This is a genomic window from Collinsella sp. AF29-7AC, from assembly GCF_003475665.1.
Taxonomy (GTDB): domain Bacteria; phylum Actinomycetota; class Coriobacteriia; order Coriobacteriales; family Coriobacteriaceae; genus Collinsella.
Genome location: NZ_QRQX01000007.1, coordinates 84,415 through 102,975 on the forward strand (window position 1 = coordinate 84,415; position 18,561 = coordinate 102,975).

Below are 18,561 nucleotides of genomic sequence, written 5' to 3' on the forward strand. Positions count from 1 at the left end.
GTGGCCGTTACCGCGCTGTACGTGCATGTGCCGTTTTGCGCTCAAAAATGCCGCTATTGCGACTTTGACTCGCGCAGCTTTGCTCTGTGTGATTTGGATGCTGCGCTCGATTCCTATTTTGAGCAGCTGTATGCGCGCCTCGATTCCTTTGGCGACGCCGGGACGCTTGCGCAGGTCCGCACGGTCTATATTGGCGGCGGCACGCCGTCACTGGCTGGGGAGCGCCTGGTGAAACTTGCCCGTCGTATCTCCATGTGGTGCAAGCCCGTTGAATTTACTTGCGAAGCCAATCCTGAGTCCCTGACCGCCGAGCTCGCCACCGCGCTTGCCGAGGCGGGTGTCACGCGCATCTCTCTGGGCGTGCAAACCCTCGACAATACCGAGCTGGTTGCTATTGGCCGCATTCACGATGCTAATCGGGCACTCGCGGCTATCGCGACGGTAAAGGACACTGGCCTCGATGTGTCGTGCGACCTTATGTGTGGCCTTCCCGGGCAGACGGCGGCGAGTTGGCAGCGCACGCTCGATGGCGTGTTGGCGGCGGCGCCTCATCATGTGTCGGTCTACCCGCTCACGCTCGAGGAGGGCACGCCACTCTATCGCATGGCGTGCCGTGACGAGTCGCTCGAGCCTGATGAGGATTTTCAGGCCGCCTGCATGGATGTGGCACGCGAGCTCCTGGGTGCCGCCGGCTATCACCCGTATGAGGTGGCGAGCTACGCGCTCGATGGGCATGAATGTGCCCATAATATCGCCTACTGGACTGGTCGGGGCTACCTGGGCCTGGGTCGTTCTGCCGCGGGCATGCTCGACGACGAGGATTTCGACCGCTTGGCTGGACTGTTTCCCGGCGTGGCTCCCCGTGGTGACTTTCACCGCGTGCGTTTGGTACAACGCGACGATGCCGCGACGATGTTTGATGCCGAGTATCTGTCGCGGCGCGAGGCGGCGGCCGAGGACCTGATGCTCGCTTGTCGCATGACGCGCGGTGTTGATTCCGACCTGTTGGTTCGCGCGTCTCGTGTCATCCCTGCCGATGAACTGGCAGCGGCTTGTGATCGCGCTCTTGAGCTTGGGCTTGCCACTTGGGTGCCCGAGCACGGTGATACCCATGCGGGGCCTATCGCCTCTGTCGATGTCATCGCTGGCCGCACCTGTGCCCGTCTGGCGCCGACCCATCTGGGCTGGCTCGATGGAAATGTTCTGTTCGAGCTGTTTTGGGATCTAGCTTAGGCCGCTCGGGTAGAATTACCGGAATATATACGCTGCTTTGAGCAGGAGGTTGCCGCGCATGGCGACGATGAACGAAAAAGATTACTACGAGATTCTGGGTGTCTCCAAGGACGCCACCTCGCGTGATATTCAAAAGGCCTTCCAGCAAAAGGCCCGTAAGCTCCATCCGGACGTCAATAAAGAGCTGGATGCCGAGGAAAAGTTTAAAGAGGTTTCCGAGGCCTACGCCGTGCTTTCGGATGAGCAAAAACGTGCGCGCTACGACGCCATGCGTTCTGGCAATCCCTTTGCCGGTGCTCCTACGGCTTCGCCCTATGGTGGCGGCTACGCCGGCAGCACGGGCTATGGCAATCCCTTTGAGGGCGGCTTTCCCTTTGGTGGCGCCTGGGGCCAGCAGCGTCGCGGCCAGGCTGCCTACAATCCCGAGAACGGCGCCAACGTGGTCGTCGATATCAAACTCGACGCCAAGGAGGCCAAGGGCGGTGCCCGCAAGACCGTCCGCTACACGCGCTTCGATACCTGTAGCAACTGCGGCGGCTCGGGCTCCGTTTCGTCTGAGCATGCCCATACCTGCCCGAGCTGCGGTGGCCGCGGCCACATCGACGTCGACCTGTCCTTCCTGTTTGGTGCGGGCACGTTCCAGTCGGTCTGCCCCGAGTGCGGCGGTTCCGGTAAGGTCGTGGCCGACCCCTGCCCCGATTGCGGTGGCAGCGGGCGAACCCGTGTGACCTCCGAGCAGACGATTGAGTTTCCTGCCGGCACGCACGATGGCGACGAGGTCCGCATTAGCGGCATGGGCCATGCTGGCACTAACGGTGCCGCGGGCGGCGACCTGGTCGGCCGCGCCCATGTTGAGGCCGAGCGCTTGGAAGGCAAAGCTCGTACTGGCTTTTACCTGATGGGCATTGTGGCGCCTTTTTTGGTGCTGTCGGCCATCTCGGGAGTGTTCTCGGCCTTTGCCGTGATGTGCTTTATTCCGTTTACCATGGGCCTGTTCATGGTGCTTTCGGACGGTGTGCTTCATCGCAGCCTGCTGTGGTGGAAGCGTGGCGCGATGCAGTTTGCCAACGGTTTTGCCAACGGCTTCATGTTCGCGCTCGTGTCGGTGTGGTTTGCGAGCTGCTCGCAGCGCGCGATGCTTTCGCCCTACGGGATGCAATAACATCAAACCCTCTGTTTGCGGCCGGCCCTGCATGGGTATAGGACGCACTGTGACAATATTGAAAGTCGGAAGGATTCGGTCGTGTCGGAAAATAGGGATTACTACGAGGTACTTGGTGTCGATAAGGATGCCGACGCGCGGACCATTAAGCGCGCGTTTCTAAAGAAAGCCCGTACGGTACACCCGGATGTTTCGGACGACCCCGAGGCCGAGGCCAAATTCAAAGAGCTTAACGAGGCCTATTCTGTTCTTTCCGATGAGCAGAAGCGTGCCAACTACGATCGCTTTGGTACCGCCGATGGCCCTGGTGGCTCCGGCTATGTCGATATCAACGATATCTTTGGCGGTATGGGCATGGATGACCTGTTCTCGTCATTCTTTGGCGGCGGCGCCGGCGGTGGTGCCCGCAGCCGGCGCGAGCGCCGTCGCGGTCGCGATATGGCCATCTCGCTTTCGGTGACGCTCGAGGAAGCTGCGCTTGGCTGCAAAAAGACGATCAGCTATGACCGCCTTGCTCCCTGTGAGGACTGCAACGGTACGGGCAAGGCTGACGGTGCGACCGAAAAGCAGTGCAGCCGCTGCCACGGCACGGGCTATGTCACCACGGTCCAGCGCTCGTTCCTAGGCCAGGTCCAGTCCTCTTCGCCTTGCCCCGACTGCCACGGCGAGGGCACGGTCATCGATCATCCCTGCGAGACTTGCGACGGTCAGGGCCGCACACCTTCGCACGAAAAGATCGACATCGATATTCCCGCCGGCGTCTCGACCGGTCGCCAGCTGCGCGTGAGCGGCTTTGGCGAGGCTGGTCTTCGTGGCGAGCCCTCGGGCGACCTGATCGTCAACGTGCGCGTCGCCGATCACGAGCGCTTTAAGCGCAATGGCGATGACCTGTACCTGGTGAGCGATATCTCCATCGCGCAGGCCGCGCTCGGCTGCGAGATCGAGGTCGAGGGCATTATGCCCGAGGAGGTCGTCAAGGTGTGCGTCCCTGCCGGTACGCAGTATGGCGACACCGTCAGCGTCAACAACTTTGGCATGCCGCGCATCGGCGGTGGCGGCTCACGCGGTCGTCTGGTCGTGCAGCTGCGCGTGGTCGTTCCCACGAACCTTTCCAACAAGCAGCGCGAGCTGCTCCGCGCTTTTGCCGACGAGATGGGCGATGACGTAGCTTCCGGCAAGAAGTCGGTAACCGATCGTATCAAGAGCGCCCTCGACGATATCCTCGATTAAGGAGCCCGCTTGCTCGCACCCCATATTTCCGTCGTCAACCTTGGCTGCCGCGTCAACCGGGTTGAGTCCGACCGTATCACTGCCGATCTTATGCGCCTGGGCTTTGCGATGGTGGAGCCCCAGGATGCCGACCTGATCGTAATCAATACCTGCGCCGTGACGGGCGAGGCCGAGGCTAAGACCCGCAAGGCCGTCCGTCATGCGCTGTCATATCCAGGTAAGCCCTACGTGGTCGTGACCGGTTGCGTCGTCAACTTGCATCCCGAAGAACTACTAGAGCTTTCGGACCGCGTCATTGCCGAACCGTCTAAAATCGACGTCGCCGAGCGTGTCTGCGAGGTGCTGGGTGTCGAATCCGATAGTGTGGCCGCTTGCAGCGACAGCGATGTGGTCGATGCCCTGGGGCGCTCGCGTCTGGGCGTGAAGATCCAAGACGGCTGCAATCACCGTTGCACGTATTGCATCGTGTGGAAGGCGCGCGGCCCCGAGCGCTCCGTGCCCGTCGAGTCCGTACTCGAGCAGGTGCGTGAGGCCCAGGAGGCCGGTGTGCCCGAGGTGGTGCTGACTGGCGTGAACCTGGGCGCCTATGACGGCAAGAGCGCGACTGACGAACACGTGGAGATCGATGAGCTGCTCGAGGCAATTATGGAGCGCACTACGATTGCCCACGTGCGCATTTCCTCAGTGGAGCCTATGGACATCTCCGAGCGCCTGCTCAAAGTGATGGCGCGCTATCCGCAGCGTATCGCGCCGTTCTTGCATCTTCCCGTGCAGTCCGGCTGTACGGCGACCCTGCATCGCATGGGTCGCCCCTATAGTGCGGAGGCCTTTGAGGACACGGTGCGCATGATTCGTACCAATCTGCCGCAGGCGTCACTTTCTTGCGACGTCATTGTCGGCTTCCCCGGCGAGACGGACGAGGAGTTCGAGGAGTCGCTGGCGTTGTGCCGTCGCGTGGGCTTTTCGCGCATGCACGTCTTCCGCTATAGCAAGCGTCCCGGTACCCTTGCGGCCGATATGCCCGATCAGGTGCCGCCCGAGATTATGGCCGAACGCAGCCGCCGCATGCGTTCCGCCGCACAGGAGCTTGCGATTGCCGATGCCCGCCGCCGCGTGGGCACGGTCGAGCGTGCGGTGCTCGAGTATGGCGACAACCTGACGCTCGGCTCGTTCCATCATGCCCGTCTTGACGATGTCTGCGGGCTCAAGGCCCCGTGCCTGCTCGATGTTGCTATCATCGGAGTCGACGATTCCGGCTTAGTCCATGCTCGCAGGGAGGTCCATGGAAGCCTCGAAGATTAGACTTACCGTTCCCGAGGGGATTGACCCCTCGCGCGTCTTGGGCGCGGGCGACGCTGTCCTTCGCGCGGTCGAAGACTTGGTTCGCGCCCATGTGGTTGCGCGCGGTGACCAGATTGCCGTGAGCGGCGACCCGGACGAGGTCGAACTCGTGGCGCGTTTTTTCGAACACGCTTTTCGCGAGGCTGCTGCCGGTCGCACGCTGTCTGCCGACGACGTCTCGCGTTGCTTGGCTGTCCTGCGCGATGGAGAGCACGACGCCTCGTCGCTGCGCGATGACGTGCTGCTGTCGTATCGCGGCTGCGTCATTCGTCCCAAGACGCTCGGCCAAAAGCGCTATGTTGACGCCATCCGCTCGCATACCATCACGTTTGGCCTGGGCCCCGCCGGTACCGGTAAGACCTATCTAGCCATGGCGCTCGCCGTCGCCGCGCTCAAGCGTCACGAGGTGGGTCGCCTGGTCCTTACGCGCCCCGTTGTCGAGGCGGGGGAGAACCTGGGCTTTTTGCCTGGCACCCTCGAGGAAAAGATCGATCCGTACATGCGTCCGCTCTACGACGCCCTTTTTGACATGATGGATCGCGAGCGCACCGATGAGCTTATGGAGCGCGGCGTGATCGAGATCGCCCCGCTTGCCTACATGCGCGGTCGAACGCTGAGCGACGCCTTCGTGGTACTCGACGAGGCGCAAAACACGACGCCCGAGCAGATGAAGATGTTTCTGACGCGCCTGGGCTTTAACTCCAAGTTTGTGATTACCGGCGACCTGAGCCAGCGCGACCTGGTGGGTCGTCGCGGCGGCCTGGCCGATATCGAGAAGATTTTGGGCCTTGTCGACGATGTGGCATTTTCGCACCTGGAGCGCGCCGATGTGGTGCGCCATGCCCTGGTGGGCAGGATCGTCGAGGCCTATGATGCGTATGATGACGTGCGTGAGCAGCGCTCGCGCGACCGAAAGGAGTCCCGTTGAGTGTATTGATCAGCAACGATGCCGAGCTCGATACGCTGCTCGACGCGCAGGAAGTGGAGCATATCTGCCAGTTTGTGCTTTCTGCCGAGGACGTTGAACGTGAAGTCGAGATTTCCCTTTCGTATGTCGACGAGGACGAGATGCACGATCTCAACCACGAGTGGCGCGGTATCGACCGTACCACCGATGTGCTCTCGTTTGAGTGTGACTCGGCCTTTGGCGAGGACATTCCCGCCGACGAGACGATCGAGCTCGGCGATATTATCTTGGCGCCGCAGGTTATCGCTCGTCAGGCTCCCGGTTTTGGTAACAGCCCCGCCGACGAGTGCCGGCTGATGCTTGTGCACGGCATGCTGCACCTGCTGGGCTATGACCACATCGAGGACGACGAGGCCGAGGTCATGGAGGCCCGTGAGGATGCTATCCTGCGCGATCTGGCGCTCGAGCGCGGCGAGGACCCCAAGTTGGTCCACGTCGGTCCCATCACGAACCATGCCCACGACTAGGAGCCGCTTATGATTCCCGGATCGAACAAGGACCATCCGTCCTTTTTAAAGTCGTTCTCCTACGCCATGGAGGGCTTCGTCAGCGCCGTCAAGACCGAGCGCAACATTAAGGTTATGCTCGTAGCGGGCGTGTGCACCATCATTGCCGGCTGCATCGTGGGGCTCGACATTGCCGAGTGGGCCACGATTATCATCTGCTGCGGCCTGGTGATTCACGGCGAGCTGTGCAATACCGCCATGGAGGCCATTGTCGATCTGGCGACCCAGGAGCTCCATCCGCTGGCAAAACGCGCCAAGGACATCGCCGCCGCCTCGGTATACGTACTTTCAATCACCGCCGCGATTGTGGGCTTGCTGGTATTTGCCCACGCGCTCGGCTTTATTTAGAAAGGGATTCCCATGTCCGACAATATGCAGCCTATCGATGAAATTTTGGACGACGAGTCCCCGGATGCTAAGGCGACCGAGGCCTATGAGGAAGTCGAGGAGTTCGACCCGTTTGAGGGCATGAGCGACGAGGAACTCGACGCCCTGTGCGACGAGGACGACAGCCTCGCGGGCTTTGGCGACGTTGAGCCCGGTTTCCGCAGTGGCTTCGTGGCCTTGGTCGGCCGCCCCAACGCCGGTAAGTCAACGCTGCTCAACGCCTGCTATGGCAAAAAGGTCGCCATCACCTCGCCGGTGGCCCAGACGACCCGCCGCCGCATGCGCGCCGTCGTCAACCGCCCCGGCTACCAGCTGGTCTTTGTCGATACCCCGGGTATCCACAAGCCCAAGGACGGTCTAGGGTCCGAGCTCAATAAAAGTGCGCTGTTCGAGCTGAACGATGTCGATGTTGTCGCGTTTTTGATTGATGCCACCAAACCGATCGGCAGGGGAGACGCCTGGGTTGCCGAACGCGTCAGATGCGCCCGTTGCAAGAAGGTCCTGGTGCTCACCAAGGCCGATGAAGCCGACCCCGCACAGGTCATGGAGCAGCTTAAGGCCGCCCACGAGCTTATGGAATATGACGACGAGATCGTGACGTCGTCGGTCAAGAACTTTAACGTCGATGCCTTCATCGAGACCGTTGCGCACTTTTTGCCCGAGGGTCCGCGTTGGTTCCCCGAGGACATGGGTACCGACGCTTCCGATGAGACGCTCGTTGCCGAGTTTGTGCGCGAGAAGGTCTTGCGCCGCACCCGTGATGAGATCCCGCACTCCGTGGGTGTGATTTGCGATGCGCTTGAGCAGACCAAGAAGGTGCTGCGCGTGCACGCCACCATTTACGTCGAGCGCGAGGGCCAAAAGGGCATCATCATCGGCAAGGGCGGCGAGATGATCAAACATATCGGCATCGACGCCCGTCGCGACCTTGAGCGCATCTTTGGCACCCAGGTCTTTTTGGAGCTGGACGTGAAGGTCAAGGCCGGCTGGCGTGACGACGAGGCCCAGATTCGCCGCTTTGGCTATAACGCCGAGGATTAGGGACACGCGGCGCGTATGGCAGGTTCTCGTACATATCGCACGAAAGTGCTCGTGCTCGATAAGACGAAGCTCAAAGAGACGGACCTGATCCTGACGATGCTTGACGAGCGGGGTCGGCAGGTTCGTGCCGTGGCAAAGGGCGCCCGCAAACCCGGCGGACGCCTGGCTGCGCGCTGCGAGATGTTCTGTACCGTTGATCTGCTGCTTGCGCATGGACGGTCGCTCGACGTGGTTTCCCAGGCCGAGCTTATGGAGGCGCCGCTCGGCGCCGCGCCCGATTACGAGATGACATGCTCCGCAAGCGCGATCGCCGAGGTCGCGCGCGTGTGCTCGTTCGAGGACGCCGAGGATCCGTTTACCTTTGCCATCACGCAGCGGGCGCTCACACTTGTCGGCAGCGGGCTCGACGCGGCACATATGGACCTGCTCGTGGCGGCCTTTGTCTTTAAATTGCTGTCGCACGTTGGCTACCGACCCGATTTTTCGGCATGCGTGCTGTGCGGAGACCCGATGCTGTCGTATTTTTCGCCCCAGGCGGGCGGCCTCATGTGCGGGTCGTGCGCGTCGAGCGTTCCGGGTGCCGAGCTGGTGTCGACCGGTGAGGTCGCGTGGCTGCGCGCCCTCATGTCCATGACCTTCGATGCGCTTATGGTCGAGAGGATCGACACGCATACGGCGGCGTTCTTGCTCGGGCTTTCGCATGTGTGGGCTGCGACGCACACCGATCAGCGCCTCCGTGCGATGGAATTCATGTTGGGTCGGTGATGATGCGCAGGCACGGGCTGCTTGTGGTAACATACCGACCTGTTGGTACCTCGACCTTGGTTGCTCGCTCCACCGGCGGCTTCCCAGTCCGAGGCGAATCGAGTCGCCCGTGGGCGACGCAAAACGAAAGGTGAAACAATGACTGTTTCCAAAGAGCGCAAGGCGGAGCTGACTGCCCAGTTCGGTAACACCCCGGTCGATACCGGCAACCCCAAGGTTCAGGTCGCCATCCTGACCGAGCGCATCAAGGAGCTGACCGAGCACATGAAGTCCCACCAGAAGGACTTCCACACCCGTCGTGGCCTGCTCATGCTCGTCGGCCGTCGTCGTCGTCTTCTCTCCTACATCAAGAAGAACGACATCGTCGAGTACCGTGAGCTCATCAAGGCTCTGGGCATCCGCGACAACATCCAGTAGGATTTGTACATGCTAAGAGCGTCCTGCGCAGCGGGGCGCTCTTTTTGTGTAAGGGCGTGAACAATCACGCTCTGAAGCGTGGCGGGGGCAGGGGGCCCGCGTCACATGAGAAGCCCGCAGGCAAGGGGCCTGTGGGGTAAAGGAGAACAATGACACTCGTATCCAAGACCTTTGAGCTGTACGGCAAGACCTACACCTTTGAGTCCGGCGAGCTTGCCAAGCAGGCCACCGGCGCCTGTCTGGTCAAGCAGGGCGACACCACGATGCTCGACACCGTGGTCGTCTCCAAGGAGCGTAAGAACTACGACTTCTTCCCGCTGACCGTCGACTTCAACGAGAAGATGTACGCCGCCGGCCGCATCCCGGGTGGCTACCTCAAGCGTGAGGGCCGTCCCAGCGAGAAGGCCACGCTCACGGCCCGTATGATCGACCGCCCGATTCGTCCGAGCTTCCCGGACGGCTTCCGCAACGAGGTGCACATCGTCGCCACCTCGCTCGTCGCCGACCAGGTCAACCCCTTTGACGTCATCAACGTCATGGGTGCTTCCCTGGCAATGACGCTCGGCGGCGTGCCCTTCGAGGGCCCGCTTGCCTGCGTGCGCATCGGCCGTAACGTGGAGACCGGCGAGTTTATCGTCAACCCCACCTATGAGGAGCGCGAGAACTCCGATCTGGATCTGGAGCTGGGTGGCTCCGCCGACTTCATCTCGATGGTCGAGGCCGGCGCCGAGGAGATCTCCGAGGACGACATGCTCGCCGCCATGAAGTTTGGCCAGGAGGCCCTTGCTGCCTTCTGCCAGGCTCAGGACGAGTTTGTCGCCGAGTGGGAGCAGGTCAACGGCGCCATCGTCAAGAAGGAGTACCCGCTCGACCAGCCCGTCGAGGAGGTCCAGGAGCGCATCTTCGCCCACTACGACGAGATGGCAGCCGCCCTTCGCGACGCCGACAAGCTCTCCCGTATCGGTAAGGTCGAGGCTCTGAAGGAGTCCATCCGTGCCGAGTTCACCGAGGAGGAGCAGGCCGCTTGGGAGCGCGAGATTCCCGTGGCGCTCAAGAAGCTCGAGAAGAAGGCTATGCGCACCATGGTCGTCGAGACCGGTGAGCGCGTCGACGGCCGTGCCGCCGATGAGATTCGCCCCATCATGGTGAAGGATAACTACCTGCCGCTCGTTCACGGCTCCGGTCTGTTCCAGCGTGGCCAGACTCAGGTGCTTTCCGTCCTGTCGCTCGGTATGCTCAACGAGGGCCAGCGTCTGGATACCATCGAGCCCACCGAGGGCAAGCGCTACATGCACCACTACAACTTCCCGCCGTTCTGCACCGGCGAGACCGGCCGCATGGGCAGCCCCAAGCGCCGCGAGATCGGCCACGGCAACCTGGCCGAGCGCGCTCTGCTTCCGGTGCTCCCCGACGAGAACGAGTTCCCCTACGCCATCCGCGTCGTCTCCGAGGTCATGGAGTCCAACGGCTCCTCTTCGATGGCTTCGACCTGCGGCTCCACGCTCGCCCTTATGGACGGCGGCGTGCCCATTAAGCGCCCGGTCTCCGGTATCGCCATGGGCCTGATCCAGGAGGAGGGCAAGACCGTGGTCCTGTCCGACATCCAGGGTCTCGAGGACTTCCTGGGCGACATGGACTTTAAGGTCACCGGCACCACCGAGGGCATTACCGCCCTGCAGATGGACAACAAGGCCACCGGCCTCACCTTCGACATTCTGGCCCGCGCCCTGCAGCAGGCCAAGGAGGGTCGTGCGTACATCCTGCAGAAGATGCTCGATGTGATCCCTGAGCCGCGCCACACCACGCGCAGCACCGCTCCGCGCATCGTCTCCATCCAGGTTCCGACCGATAAGATCCGCGACGTCATCGGTTCCGGCGGTAAGGTCATCCGCGGCATCCAGGACGAGACCGGCGCTTCGGTCGACATCCAGGAGGACGGCACCGTCTTTGTCGGCGGCACCGGCGAGTCCGTCGACCAGGCCGTCGAGCGCATCAAGCTCATCATCAAGGTTCCCGAGCCGGGCGAGGAGTACACCGGTCGCGTGGTCTCCATTCAGCCCTTCGGTGCCTTCGTGAATCTGCTGCCCGGTAAGGACGGCCTGCTGCACATCTCCCGCGTCGCCAAGGGTCGTGTGGAGAAGGTCGAGGACGTCCTCAACGTGGGCGACGAGGTCAAGGTCGTCGTCATCGAGGTCGACGACCGTGGCAAGATCTCGCTCGATCGTCTTGACAAGCCTGAGGCCCCGGCTCGCGCCGAGGGTGCCTCCGAGGGCGACGGCGAGCACTTCCAGCGTCGTGAGCGTCCGCGTCGCGAGCGCTCCGAGCGCAGCGACCGTCCGCGCCGTCCCGGCGACAACGGAGGCCGCAAGCCCCGCCGTCACCACGACGCCGAGTAACAGCCGTACATAAGCAGCTCATGCAAGGGCGACTCCTAAGGGGTCGCCCTTTTGTTTGCGCCCGGGAGGGCCGCATATGAAGTTTCCTGCTCTACAGTCCTGCGCAAGACGGAAAGCACATTAAGTGCTTTCCTTTGCGTGCGGAACTCGCGATAAACTTCATATGCGCCCCTCCCGGTCGCAAGCAAAAGGGCTGGTTAGTGCCGCTCGCTATTTAGCTAGACAGTCTATTCAGTAGTCAGATTTCAGATCTGTAGATAGCCGCAGCAGCATCTTCCCAGATAAAACCGACCAAAACAAACCTGTCCCTTTTTGGCAGGTTTCCCGTGGGGCGGGCGCTGATGAAGTTTATCGCGAGTTCCGCACGAACAGGAGGCCACTTAATGTGGCCTCCGTCGTGAGCAGGACTGTAGAGCAGGAAACTTCATCAGCGCCCGCCCCACGGGAAACCGGCGGGATAGACCAGTTCAGATGGGGCTTTGATGCATGGGTGGTCTGTTGTTGTGCAAATGGGTATCATACTGTGGTTATTGCATCGACTCTGTGATGCATGTTTGTACGTTCCCGGCGGTCGGTTTGCCAGAAGCGCCCCGTCGGTTGTTCCAGACCCGTTTCGAAGAAAGGAAACCACACTTACCTATGGCAGCTAAAAAATCATCTCCTTTGAAGATCATTCCGCTCGGCGGCCTTGACGGCATCGGCAAGAACATGACGGTCTTCGAGTGCGGCGACGACATGGTGCTCGTCGACGCCGGTCTTATGTTCCCGGATGACTCCCAGCCCGGTATCGACCTGGTGCTTCCCGACTACACCTATGTTCTGGAGAACGAGGAGAAGCTCCGCGGTATCATCGTCACTCACGGCCACGAGGACCACACCGGTTCGCTTCCGTACCTGCTGCAGGACCTCAACAACAAGGTGCCCATCTTCTCGAGCAAGCTGACGCTCGGTTTTATCGAGGGCAAGCTCTCCGAGTTCCGCATCCGCGCGCCTAAGTTCCGCGAGGTCAAGGGCGGCAGCCATGTCAACCTCGGCGGCATCTCGCTCGACTTCTTCTCGATGACGCACTCCATCCCCGGCGCTCTGGGCGTGTTCATCCGCACCAATCAGGGCACCGTTATGCACACCGGCGACTTTAAGCTCGACCAGACGCCCATCGATGGCGTCACGCCCGACTATGCCGCTATCAGCCGCTTTGCCAAGCAGGGCATCGACCTGCTGCTTTCCGACTCCACCAATGCCACGGTTCCCGGCTTTACCAAGTCCGAGGCCGAGGTTGGTCCCAACCTGCTGCACGCCATCAAGAACGCCCCGGGTCGCGTGTTCGTCGCATCGTTCTCGAGCCACATCCATCGTTTGCAGCAGATCTGCGATGCCGCCCGCAAGTGCGGCCGTAAGGTCGTTGTGACCGGTCGCTCCATGCTCACGAACACCCGCGTGGCGCGCGAGCTCGGTTATCTCAACATCGATGATGCCGATATCATCGATGCCTTCGATATCGATAACCTGCCTGACGACAAGATCGTCGTCATGTGCACTGGTTCGCAGGGCGAGCCGCTGTCGGCCCTGTCCCGCATGGCCAATGGCGAGCACAAGACGCTCTCCATCCACGAGGGCGATACCGTTATCCTCTCGGCAACTCCCGTTCCTGGCAACGAGAAGGCCGTCCAGCAGGTCGTCAACAGCCTGGCCAAGCTCGGCTGCGACGTGTGGGATAAGAACCGCGCTCTCGTCCACGTCTCGGGTCACGGTAGCCAGGAGGAGCTCAAGCTCCTGATGGCCATGGCCAAGCCCACGTATTTTATGCCGGTTCACGGTGAGGCCGTGCATCTGCGCGCCCATGCCCAGCTGGCCCGCAAGATGGGCATCAAGGACGATCATATCTTTATCCTCGATAACGGCGACACGCTCGAGATGCGCGGTGGTATCGTCAAGCGCGGTACGCCCGTCGAGTCCGGTGTCGTTTACGTCGACGGCCTGCGTATCGGCGATACCGACCCCATCGTCCTGCGCGATCGCCAGAAGCTCGCCAACGACGGTATGGTCACGGCCGTTGCCATCGTCTCCCTCAAACATAAGAAGATCGAGGCCATCGAGTTCTCGGGCCGCGGCGTCTCGTTTGCCATCGACGACCAGTTCTCCGAGGATGCCTCCGCGTCCATTATGAAGACGATCGAGAAGGGTAAGTTCAGCTTTACCAGCAGCGGTTCCGATGCCATTCGCAAGGCCGTGCGCGATTCGCTCTCTAACTTTATCTGGAGCCGTACGCGCACCCGTCCGATGATCATCCCGGTCGTCATGGAGGTTTAGTTTGGCGCGCGGATCTGCACAAAACGCCAAAGGCAATAAGGCCAATAACCAACCGGCATCTGCTAAGGGTGCCGGTTCCCATCTGCGTGCCAATAAGGGCCACGAGTCCGAGTTCGATGAGTTTGAGCCCTTGGTCGAGCCTTCGGCCAATCGCGATATCGCCGGTGTGGTCATCGCCGTTTTGGCGATCGCGTCCTTCATTGCCGTGATCTCTCCGGCAACAGCGCCCGTGACGGCTGCGGTTGCCGGTTTCTACCACCTGGGCTTTGGTCTGGGCGCCTACGTGCTGCCGATCGTCATCTTGCTGTTTGCCGCCACGCTCTTTTTGGGTGAGGACTCGCCGCTCAACGTGCGCTCTGTTGCGGGCGGCGCCTTGGTCTTTATCGCCGTCGTCTCCATTCTTTCGCTGATGGTGCCGGGCACGAGCGATTCGTGCGACCTTATGTTTACGCCGCAGAACCTTTCCGTGTCGGGCGGCTACATTGGCGCCTTTATCGCAAGTGCCTTGCAAAACGCCCTGGGTAAACCTATCGCCATGGTTGTCTTGCTGGGGCTTGTCGTCGTTGGTTTGGTCATTATCGGCTTTTCGGTGGGTGGCGTTTTGCGCTCCGCACGCGATCGCGCTGCCGATTTTGCCGAGCGTCGACGTGCCGATGTCAATGCGAGCCCGTGGGGCGATGAAGAGGCCCTGTCTGTTCCCGGCGTCGCTCGTCCGCACCTGAGCATTCTGCGCCAGAAGGGGACTGACGCCGCGGTGACCACGGTCATGGGTGGCGATGTCGACCCGGTTTTGGATGACGACGAGGACGATGACCCATTTGTCGACGTATCCGAGTCGGTTGAAGCCGAGCGCGCCAAGACCACGCTGCTGCCGCGCCGCCATGCCAAGAAGGGCAAGGCTGCGCCCAAGCTCAACACAAGCGAGCCCGACCCTTCTTGGTCCGATAGCGAGATTGAGCTCACCGAGGGTGACGACGAGGACGACGAGGCTCCGCTCGAGACCGCCAAGACAACCTTGCTGCCGCGTCGCCACGCCAAGCGCGGTCAGGTCACTGGACAGCTTTCGATGGAGGACGATCCGGACAAGGTTGACGAGTCCGAGCCGCCGTTTGCCGTGAACCCTGTTTCGGCCGCACCTCAGATTCCCGACTTCTTAAAGCATCCCAAGGTTGCCGATGCGCCTGCCACGAGTGCTGTCGAATCGGCTGCGGCTCGTGATGGGGGAGCGGACGGCGGCGCCGCAGATAACGAGGGCGAAGAAGAGGACGGCCTCAAGCTTCCGCCGCTCGAAATCCTACATGCCAACCCGCAGTCGGCTTCTGCCGCGTCTTCGGATAAGGAGCTGGAGCAGACCGCTGAGTCACTGCAATCCACCTTGCTTGAGTTTGGCCGCAGTGCCCGCGTGGTCGGCTGGATCGCCGGCCCCACGGTGACGACCTTTAAGCTGCAACCTGGCGAGGGCGAGCGCGTGAGCAAGATTTCGAGCCTCGAGGACGATATTGCGCTTTCGCTCGCCGCCCAGTCGGTTCGTATCTTTGCCCCGATCCCCGGCACCTCGCTCGTGGGCATCGAGATTCCCAACCGCAAGCGCCAGAACGTCAATCTGGGCGACGTGCTGCCCTATGTGAAGGGCGGTCCGCTCGAGCTTGCCATCGGCCGCGACGCCGAGGGCACGCCGGTCGTCGCCGACCTCGCCAAGATGCCTCACCTGTTGATCGCCGGTACGACCGGTTCTGGTAAGTCGGTGATGATCAATTCCATCATCACGACCTTGCTCATGCGCGCCCTTCCCGAGGACGTTCGCCTGATCATGGTCGACCCCAAGCGCGTCGAGCTTGCGGGCTATAACGGTCTGCCGCATCTCTATGTGCCCGTGGTGACCGAGCCCAAGCAGGCCGCGAGCGCCCTGCAGTGGGCCGTGTCCGAAATGGAGCGCCGCCTGAAGGTATTCGAACGCCTCAACGTCCGTAAGATTTCGACCTATAACGAAAAGCAGGCCGCCGGCGAGTTTGAGCATTACGACAACCCGCCGCAAAAGATGCCCTACCTGGTCATTATCATTGACGAGCTCTCTGACCTGATGATGGTCGCCGGTAAGGATGTCGAGGCCTCGATCGTGCGTATTGCACAGCTGGGCCGCGCCGCCGGTATTCACCTTATCGTTGCCACGCAGCGCCCCAGCTCCAACGTGGTGACGGGCCTTATCAAGGCCAACATCACCAACCGCATCGCCTTTAACGTCGCCACGGGCATCGACTCGCGCGTCATCATCGACCAGATGGGTGCCGAGAAGCTCACCGGTTTGGGCGACATGCTGTTCTCCAAGGTCGACTGGGGCAAGCCCCGCCGTATCCAGGGCTGCTTTGTCTCGGACGACGAAATCAACGAGATTGTCGAGTTCGTCAAGTCGCAGAGCGAGCCCGACTACCACGAGGAGATTCTGTCCGCCGTGGCGCCCGCTTCCATGTCCATGGCTGGTGGCGGCGGCATTGTCCGCACCGGAGTCGCCGAGCCGCAAGACGATGATCCGCTCATTTGGGAAGCCGCCCATATTGTGGTGGAATCGCAGCTGGGCTCCACATCTGGCCTGCAACGCCGCCTGAAGGTTGGCTATGCGCGTGCCGGGCGTATTATGGACATGCTGGAAGAAAAGGGTGTCGTCGGCCCGCCCGACGGTTCCAAGCCGCGCGAGGTCCTGTTGGACGAGGAGGGGCTTGCCGCGCTGGAATCTGTCGACGCCGAGATGGCACGTGAAGATCGTGAGTTTGGAGGATTCTGATGGCTGCACGCTTTGGTGACATGCTGCTCGAGCAGCGTCGCCGAATGGGCCTTTCCATTCAGCAGGTCGCCAACACCATCAAAATCAGGCCGCAGATCATCGAGTTTTTCGAGACCGGTAACTTTGCTTCGATGCCGCCGCGCGGCTATGCGCAGGGCATGATTTCGAGCTATGCTCGTTTTTTGGGACTCAATCCGCGCGAGGTCGTCAATGCCTACTTTGACGAACTGATGGCATACGAACGCGAGACGTCGCAGCAGGGCGGTCGTTTCCAGGACGCCGCCGGCTACGTCAATTCGCGTTCCTCTGTCGATAACGGGCGCTTTCTGATGGTTCAGGGCGGTCGTTCGACTCGCTATGGACAGCGTCCTCAGCAGGCCGGTTATATTACCGAGACGGGTTCGGGCGAGGAGATTCGCTCGCAGCGTGACCGGTTCCGCAGTACGCCGATGCCCGAGGACCGTGCACTTCCCGCTGCCCGCGGCGTGGCGCGTGACCCTCGTGCCGGCTACGGCGACGGCGGCTATTCCGATCGCGGTCACCGTGGTATCTCCACCGGACGCTCTCGCAGTGGCTATGCGGACGCCGATACCACGCAGGTGACGCCGCGTCTTCGCTCTCAACCACAGCCGTATGGCCAGCGCTCTTCGGCTCCGCGTGCGGGCCAGCGTGGCTATCAAGGCCGCGGTGAACTTGCGCCCCGCTCGGGTCAGCGCAGCCTTCAGGGCCAGGGTGGCTATTGCGGCCGTTCCGATAGCAATCGTGGCCGTATGCCTCAGGGAGGCGGCCGCAACAGTTCCAGTCGTGGACGCGGCGGTTCCCGTGCTCCTCAAAACAACGGGCTCGATCCGCGTATCGTCTACGCCGGTATCGGTGCCGTGGCGTTGCTGCTGATCGTGCTCATCGTGGTACTTCTGCGCGGCTGCGCATCTTCGACGCCCGAGACCACGCCCGAGACGCCCGCTGTTACCAAGACGACGACCAAGAAGTCTTCTAAGAAGACCGAAACGGTCGACGAGGACGAAGACACCGATGAGCCGACTGACGAGTCGACTGATTCGGACGCCGCCAAGACGACGGCCAAGAAGGAAGAGAACGAGGTCACAAAGGTTAAGGTCTCCGTTGCCAAGGGAAAGACCGCGTGGATTGAGGTCAAGGTCGACGGAAAGTCGGTTTATGGCGCTCAGGCGACTGGCCCCTTTGAGCAGGAGTACACGCCCGAGTCCTCGATCGAGATCACCACGTCTAAGCCTTCCGATGTCACCGTTACCAAGAACGGCGAAAAGGTCCGTTACGATACCAAGACCTCGGGCGTGGCGCGCGTGACGATCACCGTTCCCAAGAAGGAGACGACTGATTCCGAGAATGGTGAAAGTTCTGATGGTGCCGACACCACCGACGGCACCGATGCCCAGTCCACGGATGGCGCCGATACCGCAACTGACGGCCAGACGCCCACCGATTCTACCGACTATTCGTACGATAGCTACTAAGCCGTTCGTACGCGAAAGGAAACATCATGGCTAAAGATTCCAGCTTCGACGTCGTGTCCGAGGTCAACATGCAAGAGGTCGACAACGCCTTCCAGCAGACCACGCGCGAGATTTCCCAGCGCTATGACCTGAAGGATTCCGGCGCCACGATCGAGCTTTCGAAGGGCGACAAGCTCTTTACGATCAACGCCCCGGCCGACTTTGTCTCCAAGCAGATCATCGATGTCCTGAGCTCCAAGCTCATCAAGCGCGGCATCGACCTCAAGGCTGTCTCGTGGGATGCTCCGCAGGCGGCATCGGGCGGCACCGTGCGCGTGCTCGGCCATATCGTCGAGGGTATCGACCAGGCGACCGCCAAGAAGATCAATAAGGACATCAAGGACCAAAAGCTCAAGGTCAAGGTGACCATCGAGGCCGAGAAGCTGCGTGTTTCCTCTGCTTCGAAGGACTCGTTGCAGACCGTTATCCAGTTCCTGCGCGACCAGGACTACGGCCAGCCGCTGCAGTTCACCAACTACCGCTAATATCATTCGA

At 61.4% G+C, this 18,561-nt stretch carries 15 protein-coding genes; all 15 read left to right on the forward strand.

The genetic code is table 11. The features are described from left to right. Positions 1–1,233 carry a radical SAM family heme chaperone HemW gene (gene hemW / locus DWZ15_RS04690; protein ID WP_118449654.1) on the forward strand — a complete coding sequence of 411 codons (1,233 nt, stop codon included), beginning with the start codon at positions 1–3 and terminating at the stop codon, positions 1,231–1,233. Positions 1,234–1,291: 58 nt separating this feature from the next. Then, positions 1,292–2,395, forward strand: coding sequence for a DnaJ domain-containing protein (locus DWZ15_RS04695; protein ID WP_199580029.1), 1,104 nt, complete (start codon positions 1,292–1,294; stop codon positions 2,393–2,395). 81 nt (positions 2,396–2,476) lie between these two features. Then, positions 2,477–3,625, forward strand: a complete 1,149-nt coding sequence (dnaJ, locus tag DWZ15_RS04700; RefSeq protein ID WP_118449656.1) for a molecular chaperone DnaJ — start codon at positions 2,477–2,479, stop codon at positions 3,623–3,625. Between the two features lie 9 nt (positions 3,626–3,634). After that, complete coding sequence (locus DWZ15_RS04705) at positions 3,635–4,927, forward strand: MiaB/RimO family radical SAM methylthiotransferase (RefSeq protein WP_118449658.1); 1,293 nt, start codon at positions 3,635–3,637, stop codon at positions 4,925–4,927. Beyond that, positions 4,908–5,894 (forward strand): PhoH family protein, encoded by a 987-nt coding sequence (locus tag DWZ15_RS04710; protein WP_118449660.1) that lies wholly within the window; start codon positions 4,908–4,910, stop codon positions 5,892–5,894. Before DWZ15_RS04705 ends, DWZ15_RS04710 begins: the two co-directional genes overlap by 20 nt. Then, positions 5,891–6,400 carry an rRNA maturation RNase YbeY gene (gene ybeY, locus DWZ15_RS04715; RefSeq protein ID WP_118449662.1) on the forward strand — a complete coding sequence of 170 codons (510 nt, stop codon included), beginning with the start codon at positions 5,891–5,893 and terminating at the stop codon, positions 6,398–6,400. Before DWZ15_RS04710 ends, ybeY begins: the two co-directional genes overlap by 4 nt. A gap of 9 nt (positions 6,401–6,409) precedes the next feature. Next, positions 6,410–6,787 (forward strand): diacylglycerol kinase family protein, encoded by a 378-nt coding sequence (locus tag DWZ15_RS04720; protein WP_118449664.1) that lies wholly within the window; start codon positions 6,410–6,412, stop codon positions 6,785–6,787. A 12-nt stretch (positions 6,788–6,799) separates the two neighbouring features. Continuing rightward, on the forward strand, positions 6,800–7,867 hold the full coding sequence (era, locus tag DWZ15_RS04725) for a GTPase Era (protein ID WP_199579890.1): 1,068 nt from the start codon (positions 6,800–6,802) through the stop codon (positions 7,865–7,867). Positions 7,868–7,882: 15 nt separating this feature from the next. Then, positions 7,883–8,632: a DNA repair protein RecO gene (gene recO, locus DWZ15_RS04730; RefSeq protein ID WP_118449666.1), complete on the forward strand. Its 750-nt coding sequence runs from the start codon at positions 7,883–7,885 to the stop codon at positions 8,630–8,632. Positions 8,633–8,770: 138 nt separating this feature from the next. Beyond that, a complete protein-coding gene (gene rpsO, locus DWZ15_RS04735) occupies positions 8,771–9,049 on the forward strand; it encodes a 30S ribosomal protein S15 (RefSeq protein ID WP_099431792.1) in 279 nt (92 codons plus the stop codon). A gap of 149 nt (positions 9,050–9,198) precedes the next feature. Beyond that, entirely contained in the window at positions 9,199–11,445 is a 2,247-nt protein-coding gene (locus tag DWZ15_RS04740) for a polyribonucleotide nucleotidyltransferase (RefSeq protein WP_117779073.1), read from the forward strand. 639 nt (positions 11,446–12,084) lie between these two features. After that, positions 12,085–13,755 (forward strand): ribonuclease J, encoded by a 1,671-nt coding sequence (locus DWZ15_RS04745; protein ID WP_117654800.1) that lies wholly within the window; start codon positions 12,085–12,087, stop codon positions 13,753–13,755. A gap of 1 nt (position 13,756) precedes the next feature. Beyond that, positions 13,757–16,534, forward strand: coding sequence for a DNA translocase FtsK (locus DWZ15_RS04750; RefSeq protein ID WP_233540494.1), 2,778 nt, complete (start codon positions 13,757–13,759; stop codon positions 16,532–16,534). Further along, the gene (locus DWZ15_RS04755) at positions 16,534–18,027 is read left to right on the forward strand and encodes a RodZ family helix-turn-helix domain-containing protein (protein WP_118449668.1); all 1,494 of its coding nucleotides are present in this window, start codon (positions 16,534–16,536) and stop codon (positions 18,025–18,027) included. Before DWZ15_RS04750 ends, DWZ15_RS04755 begins: the two co-directional genes overlap by 1 nt. 26 nt (positions 18,028–18,053) lie before the next feature. Next, a complete protein-coding gene (locus DWZ15_RS04760; RefSeq protein WP_118449670.1) occupies positions 18,054–18,551 on the forward strand; it encodes a YajQ family cyclic di-GMP-binding protein in 498 nt (165 codons plus the stop codon). The last annotated feature ends 10 nt before the right edge of the window (positions 18,552–18,561 follow it).

Coding starts and splice junctions, on each gene's coding strand:
- DWZ15_RS04695 (WP_199580029.1), top strand. CDS start 1,292: ATGGCGACGATGAACGAAAAAGATTACTACGAGATTCTGGGTGTCTCC.
- DWZ15_RS04710 (WP_118449660.1), top strand. CDS start 4,908: ATGGAAGCCTCGAAGATTAGACTTACCGTTCCCGAGGGGATTGACCCC.
- DWZ15_RS04720 (WP_118449664.1), top strand. CDS start 6,410: ATGATTCCCGGATCGAACAAGGACCATCCGTCCTTTTTAAAGTCGTTC.
- era (WP_199579890.1), top strand. CDS start 6,800: ATGTCCGACAATATGCAGCCTATCGATGAAATTTTGGACGACGAGTCC.
- recO (WP_118449666.1), top strand. CDS start 7,883: ATGGCAGGTTCTCGTACATATCGCACGAAAGTGCTCGTGCTCGATAAG.
- rpsO (WP_099431792.1), top strand. CDS start 8,771: ATGACTGTTTCCAAAGAGCGCAAGGCGGAGCTGACTGCCCAGTTCGGT.
- DWZ15_RS04740 (WP_117779073.1), top strand. CDS start 9,199: ATGACACTCGTATCCAAGACCTTTGAGCTGTACGGCAAGACCTACACC.
- DWZ15_RS04745 (WP_117654800.1), top strand. CDS start 12,085: ATGGCAGCTAAAAAATCATCTCCTTTGAAGATCATTCCGCTCGGCGGC.
- DWZ15_RS04755 (WP_118449668.1), top strand. CDS start 16,534: ATGGCTGCACGCTTTGGTGACATGCTGCTCGAGCAGCGTCGCCGAATG.
- DWZ15_RS04760 (WP_118449670.1), top strand. CDS start 18,054: ATGGCTAAAGATTCCAGCTTCGACGTCGTGTCCGAGGTCAACATGCAA.